Annotated in this window: 21 protein-coding genes and 1 pseudogene; 11 read left to right on the top strand and 11 right to left on the bottom strand. The window is 58.8% G+C overall.

Going from position 1 to position 14,881, the window contains the following annotated elements; genetic code table 11:
- Positions 1-2 precede the first annotated feature (2 nt).
- From N7E02_RS06010 to N7E02_RS06005, 3 genes are read left to right on the top strand one after another with little or no spacing between them, the layout of a single operon-like run.
- Positions 3-686, top strand: coding sequence for an ABC transporter permease subunit (locus N7E02_RS06010; RefSeq protein ID WP_353622791.1), 684 nt, complete (start codon positions 3-5; stop codon positions 684-686).
- Positions 661-915, top strand: a complete 255-nt coding sequence (locus N7E02_RS29510) for an ABC transporter permease family protein (protein ID WP_353622790.1) — start codon at positions 661-663, stop codon at positions 913-915. The genes N7E02_RS06010 and N7E02_RS29510 overlap by 26 nt, the downstream gene beginning before the upstream one ends.
- A 3-nt stretch (positions 916-918) precedes the next feature.
- Positions 919-1,695: an amino acid ABC transporter ATP-binding protein gene (locus N7E02_RS06005; RefSeq protein ID WP_286578464.1), complete on the top strand. Its 777-nt coding sequence runs from the start codon at positions 919-921 to the stop codon at positions 1,693-1,695.
- Positions 1,696-1,724: 29 nt separating this feature from the next.
- Here N7E02_RS06005 and N7E02_RS06000 read toward each other — a convergent pair whose 3' ends face one another.
- A complete protein-coding gene (locus tag N7E02_RS06000) occupies positions 1,725-2,288 on the bottom strand; it encodes a LysR substrate-binding domain-containing protein (protein ID WP_286578463.1) in 564 nt (187 codons plus the stop codon).
- A gap of 32 nt (positions 2,289-2,320) precedes the next feature.
- Positions 2,321-2,599 carry a LysR family transcriptional regulator gene (locus N7E02_RS05995; protein WP_286578462.1) on the bottom strand — a complete coding sequence of 93 codons (279 nt, stop codon included), beginning with the start codon at positions 2,597-2,599 and terminating at the stop codon, positions 2,321-2,323.
- 135 nt (positions 2,600-2,734) lie between these two features.
- On the opposite strand from N7E02_RS05995, the pseudogene N7E02_RS05990 reads away from it, so the two are divergent.
- The 4 genes and pseudogenes from N7E02_RS05990 (at position 2,735) to N7E02_RS05975 (ending at position 6,596) form a co-directional block, all read left to right on the top strand.
- A pseudogene (locus N7E02_RS05990) lies at positions 2,735-3,948 on the top strand (trans-sulfuration enzyme family protein).
- A 62-nt stretch (positions 3,949-4,010) separates the two neighbouring features.
- Complete coding sequence (locus N7E02_RS05985; protein WP_286578461.1) at positions 4,011-5,396, top strand: M20/M25/M40 family metallo-hydrolase; 1,386 nt, start codon at positions 4,011-4,013, stop codon at positions 5,394-5,396.
- A complete protein-coding gene (locus tag N7E02_RS05980; RefSeq protein WP_286578460.1) occupies positions 5,393-6,379 on the top strand; it encodes a lyase family protein in 987 nt (328 codons plus the stop codon). Before N7E02_RS05985 ends, N7E02_RS05980 begins: the two co-directional genes overlap by 4 nt.
- Complete coding sequence (locus N7E02_RS05975) at positions 6,342-6,596, top strand: SOS response-associated peptidase family protein (protein ID WP_286578459.1); 255 nt, start codon at positions 6,342-6,344, stop codon at positions 6,594-6,596. Before N7E02_RS05980 ends, N7E02_RS05975 begins: the two co-directional genes overlap by 38 nt.
- Positions 6,597-6,911: 315 nt before the next feature.
- Here N7E02_RS05975 and N7E02_RS05970 read toward each other — a convergent pair whose 3' ends face one another.
- Entirely contained in the window at positions 6,912-7,091 is a 180-nt protein-coding gene (locus N7E02_RS05970) for a DUF3606 domain-containing protein (protein ID WP_286578458.1), read from the bottom strand.
- Between the two features lie 455 nt (positions 7,092-7,546).
- Between N7E02_RS05970 and N7E02_RS05965 the strand changes: the two genes are divergently transcribed.
- On the top strand, positions 7,547-7,828 hold the full coding sequence (locus N7E02_RS05965) for a hypothetical protein (RefSeq protein ID WP_286578457.1): 282 nt from the start codon (positions 7,547-7,549) through the stop codon (positions 7,826-7,828).
- Between the two features lie 12 nt (positions 7,829-7,840).
- On the opposite strand, the gene N7E02_RS05960 is transcribed toward N7E02_RS05965, so the two are convergent.
- Both N7E02_RS05960 and N7E02_RS05955 read right to left on the bottom strand, forming a co-directional pair.
- Entirely contained in the window at positions 7,841-8,212 is a 372-nt protein-coding gene (locus tag N7E02_RS05960; RefSeq protein WP_286578456.1) for a hypothetical protein, read from the bottom strand.
- Between the two features lie 2 nt (positions 8,213-8,214).
- Positions 8,215-8,427: a hypothetical protein gene (locus tag N7E02_RS05955; RefSeq protein ID WP_286578455.1), complete on the bottom strand. Its 213-nt coding sequence runs from the start codon at positions 8,425-8,427 to the stop codon at positions 8,215-8,217.
- A 224-nt stretch (positions 8,428-8,651) separates the two neighbouring features.
- On the opposite strand from N7E02_RS05955, the gene N7E02_RS05950 reads away from it, so the two are divergent.
- Complete coding sequence (locus N7E02_RS05950; protein WP_286578454.1) at positions 8,652-9,038, top strand: hypothetical protein; 387 nt, start codon at positions 8,652-8,654, stop codon at positions 9,036-9,038.
- A 172-nt stretch (positions 9,039-9,210) separates the two neighbouring features.
- Here N7E02_RS05950 and N7E02_RS05945 read toward each other — a convergent pair whose 3' ends face one another.
- Positions 9,211-9,531, bottom strand: a complete 321-nt coding sequence (locus tag N7E02_RS05945; protein ID WP_286578453.1) for a GNAT family N-acetyltransferase — start codon at positions 9,529-9,531, stop codon at positions 9,211-9,213.
- A gap of 255 nt (positions 9,532-9,786) precedes the next feature.
- Positions 9,787-10,380 carry a TetR/AcrR family transcriptional regulator gene (locus tag N7E02_RS05940; protein ID WP_353622789.1) on the bottom strand — a complete coding sequence of 198 codons (594 nt, stop codon included), beginning with the start codon at positions 10,378-10,380 and terminating at the stop codon, positions 9,787-9,789.
- Positions 10,381-10,419: 39 nt separating this feature from the next.
- On the opposite strand from N7E02_RS05940, the gene N7E02_RS05935 reads away from it, so the two are divergent.
- Both N7E02_RS05935 and N7E02_RS05930 read left to right on the top strand, forming a co-directional pair.
- Positions 10,420-10,830, top strand: coding sequence for a DUF1330 domain-containing protein (locus N7E02_RS05935; protein ID WP_286578452.1), 411 nt, complete (start codon positions 10,420-10,422; stop codon positions 10,828-10,830).
- Between the two features lie 112 nt (positions 10,831-10,942).
- Entirely contained in the window at positions 10,943-11,839 is an 897-nt protein-coding gene (locus tag N7E02_RS05930; protein ID WP_286578451.1) for a LysR family transcriptional regulator, read from the top strand.
- A gap of 34 nt (positions 11,840-11,873) precedes the next feature.
- Here the strand turns inward: N7E02_RS05930 and N7E02_RS05925 are convergent, their stop codons facing one another.
- From N7E02_RS05925 to N7E02_RS05910, 4 genes are all read right to left on the bottom strand, one after another.
- Positions 11,874-12,101, bottom strand: a complete 228-nt coding sequence (locus N7E02_RS05925; protein WP_286578450.1) for a nuclear transport factor 2 family protein — start codon at positions 12,099-12,101, stop codon at positions 11,874-11,876.
- Between the two features lie 226 nt (positions 12,102-12,327).
- Positions 12,328-13,077 carry an SDR family NAD(P)-dependent oxidoreductase gene (locus N7E02_RS05920; RefSeq protein ID WP_286578449.1) on the bottom strand — a complete coding sequence of 250 codons (750 nt, stop codon included), beginning with the start codon at positions 13,075-13,077 and terminating at the stop codon, positions 12,328-12,330.
- 49 nt (positions 13,078-13,126) lie between these two features.
- On the bottom strand, positions 13,127-14,188 hold the full coding sequence (locus tag N7E02_RS05915; protein ID WP_286578448.1) for an aldo/keto reductase: 1,062 nt from the start codon (positions 14,186-14,188) through the stop codon (positions 13,127-13,129).
- 101 nt (positions 14,189-14,289) lie between these two features.
- Complete coding sequence (locus tag N7E02_RS05910; RefSeq protein WP_286578447.1) at positions 14,290-14,700, bottom strand: nuclear transport factor 2 family protein; 411 nt, start codon at positions 14,698-14,700, stop codon at positions 14,290-14,292.
- Between the last annotated feature and the right edge of the window lie 181 nt (positions 14,701-14,881).

Genomic DNA, 14,881 nt, shown 5'->3' with positions numbered 1-14,881 from the left:
ACATGACTTCCGAGGTCGAAAACATTGGGACCGGCTTCAAGCCGGTCTCCAGTGACAGGCAGGAAATCACGCGTAATGTCGTGGTCCCTCGCCGTCATCCGGGACGATGGATCGCTGTTGCGGTTCTCGCGGTCCTTGCCCTTCAGATCGGTCAGGCCATATCGGCCAATCCCAACTTTCATTGGGATGTCTACCTCAACTACCTGTTCGCTCCGCCTGTTATCCGCGGGGTCGGCTGGACGCTTCTTCTCACCGTCGTAGCAATGACGGTAGCGATCACTGTCGCGGGTCTGCTGGTCGTTATGCGAGACAGCGAGAATCCGATCCTTCGCGGTATAGCCTATGGCTGGGTGTGGTTTTTCCGCGGAACGCCGATCTATACGCAGTTGCTGTTCTGGGGGCTTTTCGCGGTTCTGTTTCCCAATCTCAGCCTCTCGATCCCTTTCGGGCCGGAGATCATCAGCGTTGAGACGAAATACATCCTGACGCCTGCCATGGCGGCGATCCTTGGCCTCGGTTTCAACGAGTCTGCTTATCTGACCGAAATCTTCCGAGCCGGCTTCAATTCGATCGATCGCGGACAGGCCGAGGCTGCCCAGGCGCTGGGGATGAAGCGGGCAAAGATCTGGATCTCGCATCCTGATGCCGCAGGCGATGCGCGTGGTCATTCCGCCGACCGGAAATGAAACCATCGGCATGCTGAAGATGACGTCGCTCGTTCTGGCAATTCCGTTCACGCTGGACCTGACATTCGCCACCAACGCGATTTCGAACAGGCTTTACCTGCCGATCCCGCTGCTGCTGGTCGCCGGCACCTGGTATCTCGCCATCACCAGCCTGTTGATGGTTGGTCAGTATTTTCTCGAGCGTCACTTCGGCAAGGGCGTTTCCGTTCATTCAACACGGGCGGAGTAGGTCATGAACGCCAATGTTTCCGAATTCTGCGTCGAGATGCAGAATATTCACAAATTCTACGGCCCGTTTCATGCCTTGAAAGGCGTGAGCCTGCGCGTGCGGCGTGGTGAGGTCTGCGTAGCGATCGGTCCATCCGGGTCGGGCAAGTCGACGCTGCTGCGTTGCATCAATCAGCTCGAAACAATCTCGGCAGGTCGCGTTCTCCTGAAAGGCGAATTACAGGGGTTTGTCGAGCAGGATGGCCGCTTTCACCCATTGTCATCCGGACAGATCGCGGCACAGCGACGGCTGACCGGCATGGTGTTCCAGCGTTTCCATCTGTTTCCGCATATGACGGCGCTGGAAAACATCATGGAAGGGCCGGCGCATGTCAAAGGCTGGCCCAATGATCAGGCGCGAACCAAGGCCAATCAACTGCTCGGCCGTGTGGGTTTGAACGGATTTGGTGACCGTTATCCTGCACAGCTCTCCGGCGGTCAGCAGCAGCGCGTCGCAATCGCCCGTGCACTGGCGATGGAGCCGGAGGTAATGCTCTTTGACGAGCCAACCTCTGCACTCGACCCCGAACTCGTCGGCGAAGTGCTGGATGTCATCAAGGATCTGGCGCAAAGCGGCATCACCATGGTCGTGGTCACCCATGAGATCGGCTTTGCACGCGAAGTAGGCAATCACCTCGTGTTCATGGATCAGGGGCAGATCGTTGAAGAGGGCCACCCGCGTTCGATGTTGGCCGATCCGCAGAACCCGCGCACGGCAGCATTTCTCTCCAAGGTCCTGTGACCGCCATGACCATTATCAGAGGTAGACAGTCAGACGGCGGCGCGCAGATCCCGGACAAACTCGTCCAGATTTCTCGACGCAAGCCGATTGGGCGGCGTGATCAGCAGTGTGCGAAAATGCAGGGCAGGCTCGAACGGTCGCAGGACCAGCCCGTGTTCGACATAGGGCTCGGCCGTCAACGGATTGACGAGCCCAACCCCGATGCCCGCAGCCACCATCGCACAGATCGTGGTGGAGTAGGGGGTCTCCATCACAGGTCGAATGGTCACGCCGGCGCGCTCGAACGCGTCCTCCGCTTCCCGACGGGTCGTGTCTTCCGGGGCGAGCGCGATAAAAGGGTGGCCAGCGAGGTCGGCCGGATGAACGACCTCGAGCGCTTCGAGCGGATGGCCTTTGGGCATGGCGACCGCGACCCGGAAGCGGGCAAATTCTTCGACCTCGACACCCGTGCTGTCGATCTCGTCTGCCACGACGCCGAGGTCGAACTGCCCAGATGCCACGAGATCGCGGACATTGGACGACATCCTTGCCTGAAAGGTGATCGCGACGTTCGGATTTCTTGCCATGAAGGCCTGCAGCGCGCGCGGAAGCACATTGGTCGAGAGGGCCGAGAGGCAGGCGATCCTCAGCTCGCCCGATCCGTAATCGCGGATGCGAGCCGCAGCGCCCCGAAGGTGCGCCAGTCCCAGAAAAGCCTGCTCGACCTCACGAAAGAAGAGCTGGCCCTCCTGCGTCGGATGAAGTCGTCCCTTGATGCGCTGGAACAGATCGAAGCCGAGGAGCGCTCGAGCTCCTGGATCATCTTGCTGACCGCAGGCTGGGAGACGTGCAGGATCTCCGCTGCGCGCGCCGTGGTGCCACTCGTCATCACCACCCGAAAGATCTCAACCTGCCGAAGGTTCATCACCACTCCCAAATCATCATCGATAACTCACGCGAATAGCAGTAGCGCAAAGAAGCCCGTTTCGGAATTGCATTCCTCGGGACTTCGCAGCCGCTTCGGAAAGGCCCGGCCATGAACGATGCCCAGAAAGATACAATGACCGATCTCACCCAATGTGTCCTTACGCCTGAAGTGCCCACTACAGGTTTCGATCCGCTCGGGGTCGGTGTGCATCGGGCCTCGACGATCGTGTTCAAGGATGCGGCCACCTATGCTTCCCGCGGTGACCGAGGCCATGAAGGCTATTCATATGGTCTCTATGGCACACCCACCACGCGCACGCTTGAGGCAAAGCTAACGAGCCTTGAATGCGGTGTGTGGAGCTTCCTGACACCATCCGGTCAAGCCGCGAATGCGCTGGCCGTCCTGCCATTTCTGGCCGCTGGCGATCATATCCTGATGGCGGATACCGCCTATCCACCTATGCGCGATCTCGCCGAGACCGATCTGAAACGGTTGGGGGTGGAGGTAGAGTTCTTCGATCCGCAGTCGCCTGAAGAGGTTGCCGCCAAGATCCGTCCGACCACGAAAATCGTCTGGTGCGAAAGCCCGGGCTCCACGACGATGGAAATTCAGGACTTGCCGAGGATCGCTGCGATTGCACACCGGCACGGCGCGCTCGTCGGGGTCGACAACACCTGGGCAACGCCCCTCAACTTCAAGCCGCTCGAACATGGTGCCGATATCGTCACCGAAGCGCTGACCAAATTCGTATCAGGCCATTCGGACGTGCTGATGGGGTCGATCACCATCAAGGATATAAGCCTCCTCAAACCGATCCGCTCGCTGATCGGCCGCATGGGTATCGGGGTCTCTCCGGACGATGCATCGCTCGTCCTGCGTGGCTTCGAGACGCTCGGTGTGCGGCTGCGACACTCGGAGCGGGTTGCGCTTAATTTTGCACGCAGGATCGCGGGGCATCCTGTCGTTGATCAGGTTCTGCACCCGGCGCTCGAAACCTTCCCTGGTCATGCGCTCTGGAAAAGGGATTTTCTCGGGTCGAGCGGCGTGTTCAGCATCGTCTTCAAAAGGCAAGCCGCCGCCCACGTTGCAGCAGCGCTCGACACGCTACAGGTGTTCGCCATCGGCGCATCCTGGGGGGCACGCGAAGCCTGGCCGCTCCGATGTCCATCGACGATTTTCGCACGGCAACGGCTTGGGACGGCCCGGATGTCATCCTGCGCCTCAGCATCGGTCTCGAAGATGAGACCGAGCTGTGGGCCGATGTGGAACGGTTGCTTGAGACGCTGGAGGCGCACGCAACAGCAGCTTCGCCAGAAGGTCAGATGAAGGCCGCGAGTAGCGGTTGATATTGGCCAAGCCTGTGCTTCCTGGACAGATTGAGGAATGAGACGTGCCGGATAGAGAAGATGTGTTGCGCGATGTCGACCGGAATTTTGATGTCGCGGTCGATAAGCTGCTCGAGTTGATTGCGATACCGTCAATCTCCAGTGAGCCTTCGGCTGAAGCGGATATCGCCAAGGCGGCCGAATGGCTCAAGGCGGAGCTGGATGCCATTGGGCTCCCGGCGAAAGTCGTTCCCACAAAAGGGCATCCTGTCGTTCTGGCGCGGTCTGCGGCAAATCCAGGCTCTGCGCGTCCCTGCCTGCTGTTCTACGGTCATTACGACGTCCAGCCCGTTGGAGATCGGGCGGATTGGAAACATGAGCCGTTCGAGCCGCGCATTGTGGAGGAAGATGGTGTCCATCGCTTCTATGGCCGGGGTGCGTCCGACAGCAAGAGCCAGCTCTGGACCTTCATTGAGGCGCTGCGGGCGTGGAAAAGCGCTCAAGGTGATTTTCCGGCCGAAATCATCGTCCTCTTGGAAGGGGAGGAGGAGTGCGGCTCTCCAAGCCTGCCGGAGTTTATCGAGGCGTATCGAGACGAACTGAAGTGCGATGTCGCCTTCATTTGCGACGCTGAAATGTGGTCGCCAACCCAGCCGGCCATCACAACGCAGCTTAAGGGGCTCGTCCATGAGAAGGTTACGATCTTCGCTCCCAATCCTGACCTCCATTCGGGTCACTACGGTGCTGTCGCCGCAAACCCCATCCGTGTCCTGAGCGCGATCCTCGCCGGGCTGCACGATGACAAGGGGCGCGTAGCAATCGATGGGTTCTATGATGGCGTGAAGGAGTTGCCCGAACCCGTGCGTCAGCAATGGTCCGAACTGGCGCAGGAGCGCGGGTTGCTGGGTGACGTAGACTTGACCGGTGGCGTGACGGAAGAAGGATATTCTTCGCTCGAGGCCATGTGGGGAAGGCCGACGGTCGATATCAACGGCATTACCGGTGGCAACCAGGGGCCGGGAGAACGTTCGGTCCTTCCGGGAGCCGCTTCGGCGCGCCTGTCGTTCAGGCTGGTCGCAGGACAGGAGCCGGAAGCTATCCGGCAACGTTTTCGCAGTCACATCGAAGCGCGCCTGCCGAAAGGATGTCGTGTAGCGTTCGAGGGAGGGGGCGGCAGTTCGGCCGTCGTCCTGTCGCAGGAAAGTCAGTTTCTGACCGCGTCCGCCCGCGGTCTTGCGGAGGAGTGGGGGACACCGACCGTGCTGCGTGGGACCGGAGGCGCCATCCCGCTGGTGGAGCAGTTCAGCCATCGATTGGGGGCCGAGTGTGTGGTCATAGGCTTCATTCTTCCGGGCGATGCCATTCATGCCCCGGATGAGCGATATGACACGGAGCGCCTTCGCAAAGGTGCCCGTAGCTGGATACGGATTTTTGAGACGATCCAGGATCAGGCGGCGAATGCATCATGACGTTCATGCCCGCCACAACATCCCGCCTTGAGGAGGACGCACTCGGTACGCGTCTGATCCCCGACGACATCGCCTATGGAATCCAGACTGTCAGAGCGATCGAGAATTTCTCTATCTCGGGGCGGACTATAGCCGATATCGAGCGTTTTGTGCCCGCGATCATCCAGATCAAGAAAGCGGCGGCGATAACCAATCGGCGAACGGGCGAACTTGATCCGGCGATTTCAGCGGCCATCGAAAACGCGGCGACAGAACAGTTGCGCGGGATATCGAGGGCGGATTATCCGGTCGACATCTATCATGGCGGCACTGCGGCAAACATGAACGTCAACGAGGTTCTGGCGAACCTTGCGAGTGAGATATTGACGGGTCGCAGAGGATCGGATCCGGTTCATCCCAATACGCATGTGAACATGGCGCAGTCCACCAACGACGTCATTCCGTCTGCCATGAAAATGGCGATATGTGGCGAACTGGCGTCACTCCGGCAGGCATTGGATCACTTCGTTGAAGCGCTTCTGGAAAAGGAGCGTCTGTTCGCCGATGTCGTCAAGCTCGCACGGACATGCCTGCAGGACGCGCTGCCGATCACCTTTGGTCAACAGTTCTCAGGCTATCGAGCGGCATTTCAGCGCCAGTCCAGTGACCTCAAAGCTTTGGAACAGGCATGCCTCGGCCTGCCGCTCGGGGCGACGGCTGTGGGCACCGGTTTCGGCGCTTCCGCCGATTATCGCGCGTTCGTCTTCGAGGAGCTGCGGGCTTTGACTGGCAGAGCATATCACCAAGAGGAAAACCTCTTCGATGCCTTGCAGAATGCCGATCACTGGATGGGCGTTTCTGCTTGCTTGAAGGCGATCGCCATCACGCTATCGAAAATGTCGTCCGATCTCCGGCTGATGTCTTCTGGTCCGAGAGCAGGCCTGGGCGCACAACGACAAGCTCGGCGTGACCAGCTGCACGATCATCACTGCGCCAGCTGTTGAGCGCATCGCCCACATTCACACGAGGATGCCTATCATTCTCGATCAGGGCAGCTACGGCGAGTGGCTTGATACTGACGTCAAGGGCGCGGACGCGAAGGCGCTGTTGCTCGATCGGCAGATTGACGACGAGCTAGTGTTTCATCGTGTCAGCCGTGACGTCAACTCGTCTCGCTATGATGGGACAGACACCAAAAAGCCGATCGTCAACACGCTATAGGATGAAAGAAAAGGGCCAGCGCAAGCGCGGCCCTCAATTGGGAGGTCAGGACCTCCGGGGAAAACAGACGCGCCGGGAGTATGGCGCAACTACATGGTGAAACTGGAACGACAAACGCTCGCGGACAAGGCTGCTTTGCAGCCTAGCGGTCCTGTTGGCGTGATTTTTCCGCCTCACTCAAACGGGTGAGAAGGGCGGCAAAGTCGCCATCACTGGGCGGTGCCTGGCGCGAAGGGTGGCTTTGCAGCGCATTTCGCACCATGGCGCTGGATGCCAGTCTGATGAAGTCGGAAGGAAAGCGATCGGCCGACGCCATCACTTTTTACGATCCAGCTCAGCCTCAACCTTGTCGCGGCTGTTGCCGACCTCATGCACGGCATCTTTCACAGCGCCCTTGGAGACATTTTCCTTGTCCGCTTCGTAGCGAACTTCATGCTCCTGTCCGCCGGCGACCTTGGCGCGATCCTGCGCGCGACCCGCTCCAGTATTTGACATGATTGACCCTCTTCATGATGTCATGAGACGCCACAACCGACGATCGAGGTAACTTGTTCCCGTTTTCCCTCACGTCACCCAAGACATTCACGAGCACGCTGAAACGCCGCCTGCCCTCCTGCAGCTGCTTCGCGCTGGCAAGCGGCAGGTCTATGACGGATGCAAGGATCTGGACGACCCGGGCGGCGGCACGGCGCACACCTGGATCATCGCTTTCGCTCGAAATCTCTTTTGCCAACGCGTACATGCGTCGAAAGCTACCGCACTTTTCGGCAGCTCTTAGCCAATCATCATGTTTGATCATGTGCCGACACATAGTCGGATTTAACGCCGCGTCACTGTTCCAATGATGCTGTAGTCAATGTCAGATTAACGGATTAGTAACATCTGAAATGCGCGGAACCTATGGCCTTAATTTGAGTTGGATTCCACCAATTCGCCAAGGAGTGTAGCGTATGGCAAGCCAGTTAGAACCAGGTCGAAAGACCTTCTCGCAAATGGATATAGCCGAGCGCGATGCGGTCCTACAGGAGTTGAGCAAGAGTTTGCGTTACAAGGCGATGGCATCGCGCGCCGCGTCCTACCCTCGTTGGAAGGATATGGAAGTCCTTGGCGAGCGAATTGAGCGCGAACATACGACGATCGCGGCAGACCTCGACGGAGCGGCGGTGACTGTTATTGAAGCCGTTCGGCTCCTGTCCGAGGTAGAGCGCGAGTTTTCCGAAACGAGGCATTAAAGGCTAGCGGGCTCACGATGGGCGGCGGCGCGCGCGCCGATTTGCGCGTTTGCTTCGCATGGTGGTGATTGGGCTTGCGGTGTTTCCGCTATCCCGGCTGAAGCACCAGAGCAACCCGTAGACTGGTAAAGCGAGCAACGCCACGTAGGCCGTGCCCTCGGCATGACACGACGCATTGTCGGCCCACCGCTCGACCGTCGGAGGCTTCCCGAATGCGCCCGTAATTGCGAGAATTGAGCCCGCCGCGACGGCGACAGCCGCCAGTGCTGTGAAGGCCCAATGCAGCGAGATCGTTCCGGCTCGATCGAGATAGCGGACCAGGCCGGCGATCGCGCCGACCAGAATCCCGAAGGTGATCAGATAGGATCGGTAAAACAGCGTCATTGTTACGGACCTGGACGCAACTTACCACGCATCTCAAGATCCTCGTGGTTCAGCTCGTCAACCAATTCGTTGACCTGTTCATCCGACAGGCCGTCCATGACGATGCCGCCGACAACGATCGGCAGGCCTGTGAAGATATCAAGAACTGTCCATGCTTCAGCATAGACCCGGCTGGCGGCTGCTTGATATCGAAGGGTTTGGCGGGTGATGGTCATGGTACAAGAAAGAAAGAGAGCGGAATGCGGAGAGGTTATATCTCTCAACATGACCTAATTACACCGAACGGAAGGGGCTGCGTCAATGATGCGCGGTCCCGCCAATTTCGCCGCTACGTAACGAAATAGGTTCCCCCACGCCCCGGAGGCGGCCGTCGGCCGTCATTGACCCAGCCCCTCCCTTATCGGTTGGCGACCTTTGCTTTCTTTCAAAGGAGCTGACGATGACCACTTACGATCACATTCAGGAACTGCGTGCCGAACTCGCAGCATCTATCGACCACGCCGAGCGCCGCGAAATCGCGGCCGAGATTGCGACGGCCGAGGTGAAGCTTGCCGAGGAAGAGGCAGCTATTGAACCTATGATCGCGTCTGAGCCGCCCAGTGAGGGCGGCTTTACCTTCTTTCAGCCTTTCGGATATTGTCGCGTCATGAGGCGCGTGGTTCTCTTTTCAGGAATAGCCGTTCGCGCTTTCGCAATCGGCTTCTGGTACTTTGTGGCAGGGCTGTCATGCGGCCTTTCCGGCGTGGGCGGCTGCAGCAATATCCCGCCTTGGCGGTGGGAAAATCCTACGGCGCTGGCATATTCTCTGCCGATCTTCACCTTATGACTTCTGTTCATTCTCGTGAGCCGCCGGCTTCGCTGAACGATGTTTCGGCTTGATCAGCCCGCTGGCACCCAGGTGGCAGGGTCGATGGCGGCTCAACAAGGCGACGGCAGATCTCGCCAGATCGATAGTGGAGGGCAGTCTGCAGTGTTGTGCATGTCCTTGCGCCAAGACTTCATGCGAGCGGCATGACAAAACGAGACTTGTTTTGGCTATCCGCCCGTTCACGACGATAGAAACGAATGGCTTGCTCATTCCAGACTGGAGTCTGCCACTCCATCCGATCGACCCCTTCCAAGAGAGCGACCGTCTTAGTGTCCGTTAACAGTTTCCTGCCGATGCCTCCACGGCGATGGGCCGCAGAGACAAACAGGCAATCTAAATGAGCATAGGCTGTCGGTCCGCCAGACTGGCCAATCAAACGGAACCGCTGCATATCCGAAGAGCGTTGCCCCTCGGCCGCGACGAGAAAACGAACCCGTTCATTGTTGAGCAATTAAGCGAGATCGTTCACCGTCAGAAACGCGACACTCTTTTCGAATGCCGCATGCTCCTGGGTCAGCTAGTAAAGGCCAGGCTGTCAGATAGCTCGGGCCCGCGGATCGCGTAGCTCACGCCTCCATACCCTTAGCGAGTTCAAAGCGCACGTTTGCCACGTTTCGAAAGGATTCAATCTCCGGCCGCGCTTGAAGCGCGGGTCTTTGCCCGGAGAAAGTACTGATTTCAATGATATACCGATCGTCGAAATCGACTAGAGCGGGTTCGCCAATGGCTGGCAATAGATAGTCACATGGATGGCGATCAGCCGCCGCATGTCCTCAACATCCTGAGCCGCGTAGCGTAGGCCGCGCATGCCGTAGGTGAGCGTCAAAGCATAATCTTCGGGAGAAACGGCCATCGGCCAGTCTTTCACATTCGCCTGGAGGATCTCGACAATCAAATCCTGGAAGCGTCGATAGACCTGGCGAACGGCGGAAAATCTGAGATCGAAGAGATCCGCCGCATCCGGGAACGCGGCTGCCAGTTCGATCCCGTGCGTACCCCAGCTCGTGCAGGCGTGAAGAAGTTTTTCGTCGAGCGGCACGATGTCGGCGATGGCCATCTTGATCCTCGACAACGCTTGGCCGTCCATCCTTTCGATGACGCGGTTGAAGATCGCTTCCTTGTCCTGAAACTGGAGGTATAGCGCAGGGCGTGACATCCCGGCCGCCTTGCCGATATCGCCCATGGTCGTGCGCGCGAAACCATAGCGCACGAAAACCGACTCTGCGGAGCGGAGAATATGATCTTCTTTTTCGGTTCTGACATCCATAGCATACATTGACAATCTGACGAAAATTGTCAAGTTATGACATGTTGACGAAATACGTCAGGAGATAAGGCCATGCATGAAGGTGAATTGTCGAAGCACGTTTTGGACGAGGCCGTGGAGCGGGTGGGAAATGGCCCCGTGGTCATGGTGAACCTCCTGACTTTCAGGGAGAGGCTGCGTTACCCGAACGATTTTACGGATGGAAAGTCCTCTGCCCGTGCTGCTTATTACGAGGGCTATGCCGGCGCATTTGGTCAGATTGCTGCGCAACTGGGGATCACCTACGAGCTAGTACATGCTGGCCGCCAGCTGCTGACGCTGGTGCCGGGCGAACCCGAAAGTTGGGATGACATCGTCATCGTGCGTTATCGCAGCCTCTCGGACCTGCGCAGGATCACCGAAACGGAGGACTATGCGCGCTATGCTGCACCCCATCGTCTGGCAGCCATTGCAGCCTGGCGGTTCATCGCGACCCGGTCGTGAATTGGGGCTGTCTGCGGGCCGGTACATGCGGTAATCTCCGCGCTATTGGTGCGTCACGGCTTGTCGGCGACATGCGATCCTGGACAGAACGCCATGACATGAAAGGCTGCGCATGGATTGGAACGACATTCGCTATTTTCTGGCCGTTGCCCGCACGACAAGCCTCACTCAGACCGCAACGGAACTTAAAGTCAGCCAATCTACAGTCAGTCGGCGGATCTTGACGCTTGAAGAAGATCTTGGGGTCGCGCTGTTTCAGCGCCACCAGACCGGCTATTTTCTGACGGATGAGGGGCGGGAGGTACTGCGCAATGCTGAGCAGGTTGAAGACAGCATTCTTGCCCTCGAGCGAGGCGCGGCTGGCCTCGACAAGGATCCAAGCGGCGTCGTGCGACTTGCGACATCGGAGAATCTGGCGACGGATCTGATCATTCCGGCACTCCCGGCCTTCCGCGAGCGCTATCCCGGGATATGTCTCGAAATCATCACCAGCACGGTTGCCGCCGAACTCAGTCGGCGCGAAGCAGATATCGCGCTGCGCGTTGTTCGACCGACACGCGGCAATCTGACTGTCAGGAGTGTCGGACATATGACCTATTCGGTCTATGGAAGCCGGGACTATCTCGACCGCCATCCTTATATCGAGGGAGAACCGCTAGGCGGTCGGCATCTCATCACCTGGGACGACAGCCATGTCTTCATGCCGGCCGCGGCCTGGCTGAAGCGGGAGCATCCTGGCTGCAAGATCGCGCTCGTCACCAGCAGCCTGCCCTCGCAGATCGTCGCGGTGCGGGCCGGTCTGGGCCTGGCTGTCATACCTGACTTTCTGGCTGTCGGAGATGATTTCGTTCCCGTTATTCCGTCGGAGCGAATGTTCAGCAACAAGGTCTGGCTCGTCACCCACGCCGATCTCGTGGCCTCCGCCCGCGTGAGAGCCGTCGGGGATTTTCTGGCCGATCGGGTGATGCGGACCACTCTCGATCTCTCCAAGCGCGCCACCACCGACTGAGAGCCGGCCAGCACGCGGCGCGCCGTCTGCACTACTAGGGCTGAAAGGCATTCCAAAGCCCGTAGGAATCTTCAATGAAATTGTAGGCGCTGACCTTCCCGTCTCGCACGGAGCAGATCACCGCGAAGTCGCTTTCGAAGGTCTTGCCGGTACTGAGGATGCGATGCTGAAAATGGCCTGTGACGACGGCCCTGTCGCCATTCTCGAAGATCTTCTCGACGTGAAAATCGAGAGGTTCGAAATGATCCGGAAAGAGCGCCATCCAAGCTCGAACCTCATCCTTGCCATGGCGGAGACCGATGGTCGGAACGCCGGAAGCCCCTGCACCTTCCAAACAACGTCGTCGGTCAGGCACTCGAGTGTTTTGTCCACATCCTTACGGAAGAACGTATCGAGATAATTCTGGACGACCTGTCCGGCCGTCCTCTTCATTCCGTCTGTCATCTTGAAACCTCCGGGCCGCGTGGCAGTGCTTTTAAACTTCGAAATCAGCGATGGCCGCCGGATAAAACGAAGAATTCGCCGGTCGTCCAACTCGATTCGTCGGAGGCGAGGAAGAGTGCCGCCGGCGTCACGTCGTCAACGGTGCCCAGGCGTCCGAGCGGCGTCCTGGCCGTCACCGCCGAGCCGAAGTCTGTCTTGAGGAAGCCACCGGCTTGGACGCCGTCGGTGTCGACCACACCCGGTTTGATCGCGTTAACGCGGATCTTGCGAGGCGCGAGTTCGTTGGAGAGCGCCCGCGTCAATCCGTCGATGGCGCCTTTGCTGGCCGTGTAGACGGACGCATTTTCCGGGCCGAAAATCGTGACAGTCGACGACATGTTTACAATGCTGCCGCCCTCCGGCATATATTTCACGGCCTCCTTCACGGCGAGCAGATAGCCGAAGACGTTCAGCTCCATATGCTGACGGAAGAGCTCAATAGAGAGGTTATCGAGCGGCTGGAAGTCGTAGACGCCGGCGTTGTTAACGAGCACGTCGACGCGACCGTAAGCGCGGCTCGCTTCGGCAAAGAGCCTCTCGACCTGTTCCGGATCGCTCATATCGGCCTTAACGGTAATTGCTTTTCCGCCCGCGGCCTCTACATCCGCCAGCACACTATCGGCGGCATCCTTGCTAGCAGCATAGTTGACCACCACCGAAGCGCCCTCGGCGGCGAAGCCTCGCGCAATCGCTGCACCGAGGCCTTTGGAGGCGCCGGTGACGACGGCGACCTTCCTTTTCAATCGATCTGTCATAATTCTTATCCTCTTGGCTTGGTTGCAGCGATGCCTCTCTGCCTGTCGATCAGGAGGTCGGGGGTGTCTTTCCGGCCCAGAGATCGACGGCGCCCATGCGGTCCGCGCCCTGCGTGGCCAGCATCCAGCCCGGATATTCCGGTGGCAGCTCGCTTACCGCGTCCAGTTTGGCGATCTCGTCCTCTGTGAGTTCGATGTCTGCTGCGGCGATATTGTCCTCCAGCTGGCTGAGCCGTTTTGCGCCGACGATGATGGAGGTGACGACGGACTTGGAGAGAAGCCAGGCGAGTGCGATGCGCGCCGGGCTGCAGCCATAGGCTTCAGCGATTGGCTTCAGAACGTCGATTACGTCCCAGGCCCGCTCCTTGTCGACGATTGGAAAATCGAAGGATGAACGGCGGGAACCATCAGGCGACTGGTTTTCGCGGCTGAACTTTCCCGACAGAAGGCCGCCAGCAAGCGGGCTCCAGACGAGAAGGCCCATCTTCTCGGCTTCAAGAAGCGGCCGCAGTTCGCGCTCCAGATCCCGTCCGGCGACTGAGTAGTAGGCCTGCAGCGTCGTGAACCGCTCCAGATTGAGGCGGGCGGAAACACCCAGCGCGGTTGCGATCCGCCAGGCCTGCCAGTTGGAGACGCCGAGATAGCGGACTTTGCCCTGGCGTACCAGATCGTCCAGCGCCCGTAGCGTTTCCTCGACCGGCGTCAGGATATCGGTGGCATGAACCTGGTAGAGATCGATGTGATCGGTCTGGAGCCGCTTGAGGCTGGCTTCCACTGCGTCCATGATGTGCCCGCGCGAGACGCCGACATCGTTTCGGCCTGGCCCCATGCGGCTGTAGACCTTGGTGGCAAGCACGATCTCGTTTCTGGAGATGCCGAGATTCTTGAAGGACTGGCCGAGCGTGCGCTCACTGGCGCCGGCTGAATAGACATCGGCAGTGTCGAAGAAATTGATACCGGCATCGATGCTGGCCCTGACCAGTTCGTCGGCGCCGCTCTGGCCGACATCGCCGATATGCTCGTAGATGCCGGTGCCATCGCTGAAGGTCATCGTTCCCAGGCAAAGCTGCGAAACGAGAAGACCGGTATTGCCGAGTGGTTTGTACTTCATTTTACGCTCCTTAAGACGCGTCGATCCGTTCGGACTGGATGGTCCGTTTCGCGTCGGTTGTGAAGTTGGGGTTTGAAGAGCCGCCAGAGCGCTCTTGGTAATCAGGCAAAGCTTCTGTCGGGCGCGCCGAAGATCTCGTTTATATGAAGCGAATCCGTGAATTCCTTGCCGCTTGCGATCTTTCCATCCCGGAAGCGCAGAAGGAAATGATAGTTGTTCCGGTAGTGCCGACCGTCCTTCATCGGCAGGTCGCCCGTGGCGACGATCGCCACGCGGTCGCCCTCGCTGGTGACTTCGTGATAATTCATCTTGAGCGGGCCGACGGCGTTCTCCAGAAGCATCGGCAGGTTTGCGAAATAGGATGCCTTGGCGTGCAAACCGGAAAACTTGTTTCCTGGCATGATCCACCAAGTCATATCCTCGGTGCTGAGCTTCGACATCATGTCGGTATCGCACCGTCCAAGTGCATCCAGAAAGGCCTTGGCGACGTCCTCGTTCTGCTTTCTATCCATGGCATATCTCCTTCCTAGCCATTGGTCACGACCTCATATCACCTGACTTAGGCGCCCCCTCGCGGAAAAAACGGCAAAAATTGCTCAACCGTTTTCCATTTTTGGAAAACGTAAATAAGTGCCCGGCTCGGCGGCCCGTTCGGTGGGCTTTGTCGGCTCTCGACCGAATACCTGCATAGGT

It is taken from the genome of Terrirhizobium terrae (assembly GCF_030323265.1).
Lineage (GTDB): Bacteria > Pseudomonadota > Alphaproteobacteria > Rhizobiales > Rhizobiaceae > Neorhizobium.
Note: the sequence above shows the minus strand (reverse complement) of the source record. Positions and strands in the feature narration are given on the sequence as shown.

Bases quoted from the DNA above. Each gene is read 5' to 3' on its own strand.
- N7E02_RS06010 (WP_353622791.1), top strand. From the start codon at position 3: ATGACTTCCGAGGTCGAAAACATTGGGACCGGCTTCAAGCCGGTCTCC.
- N7E02_RS06005 (WP_286578464.1), top strand. From the start codon at position 919: ATGAACGCCAATGTTTCCGAATTCTGCGTCGAGATGCAGAATATTCAC.
- N7E02_RS05995 (WP_286578462.1), bottom strand. From the start codon at position 2,599: ATGAACCTTCGGCAGGTTGAGATCTTTCGGGTGGTGATGACGAGTGGC.
- N7E02_RS05980 (WP_286578460.1), top strand. From the start codon at position 5,393: ATGACGTTCATGCCCGCCACAACATCCCGCCTTGAGGAGGACGCACTC.
- N7E02_RS05970 (WP_286578458.1), bottom strand. From the start codon at position 7,091: ATGTCAAATACTGGAGCGGGTCGCGCGCAGGATCGCGCCAAGGTCGCC.
- N7E02_RS05965 (WP_286578457.1), top strand. From the start codon at position 7,547: ATGGCAAGCCAGTTAGAACCAGGTCGAAAGACCTTCTCGCAAATGGAT.
- N7E02_RS05960 (WP_286578456.1), bottom strand. From the start codon at position 8,212: ATGACGCTGTTTTACCGATCCTATCTGATCACCTTCGGGATTCTGGTC.
- N7E02_RS05955 (WP_286578455.1), bottom strand. From the start codon at position 8,427: ATGACCATCACCCGCCAAACCCTTCGATATCAAGCAGCCGCCAGCCGG.
- N7E02_RS05950 (WP_286578454.1), top strand. From the start codon at position 8,652: ATGACCACTTACGATCACATTCAGGAACTGCGTGCCGAACTCGCAGCA.
- N7E02_RS05935 (WP_286578452.1), top strand. From the start codon at position 10,420: ATGCATGAAGGTGAATTGTCGAAGCACGTTTTGGACGAGGCCGTGGAG.
- N7E02_RS05930 (WP_286578451.1), top strand. From the start codon at position 10,943: ATGGATTGGAACGACATTCGCTATTTTCTGGCCGTTGCCCGCACGACA.
- N7E02_RS05925 (WP_286578450.1), bottom strand. From the start codon at position 12,101: ATGGCGCTCTTTCCGGATCATTTCGAACCTCTCGATTTTCACGTCGAG.
- N7E02_RS05920 (WP_286578449.1), bottom strand. From the start codon at position 13,077: ATGACAGATCGATTGAAAAGGAAGGTCGCCGTCGTCACCGGCGCCTCC.
- N7E02_RS05915 (WP_286578448.1), bottom strand. From the start codon at position 14,188: ATGAAGTACAAACCACTCGGCAATACCGGTCTTCTCGTTTCGCAGCTT.
- N7E02_RS05910 (WP_286578447.1), bottom strand. From the start codon at position 14,700: ATGGATAGAAAGCAGAACGAGGACGTCGCCAAGGCCTTTCTGGATGCA.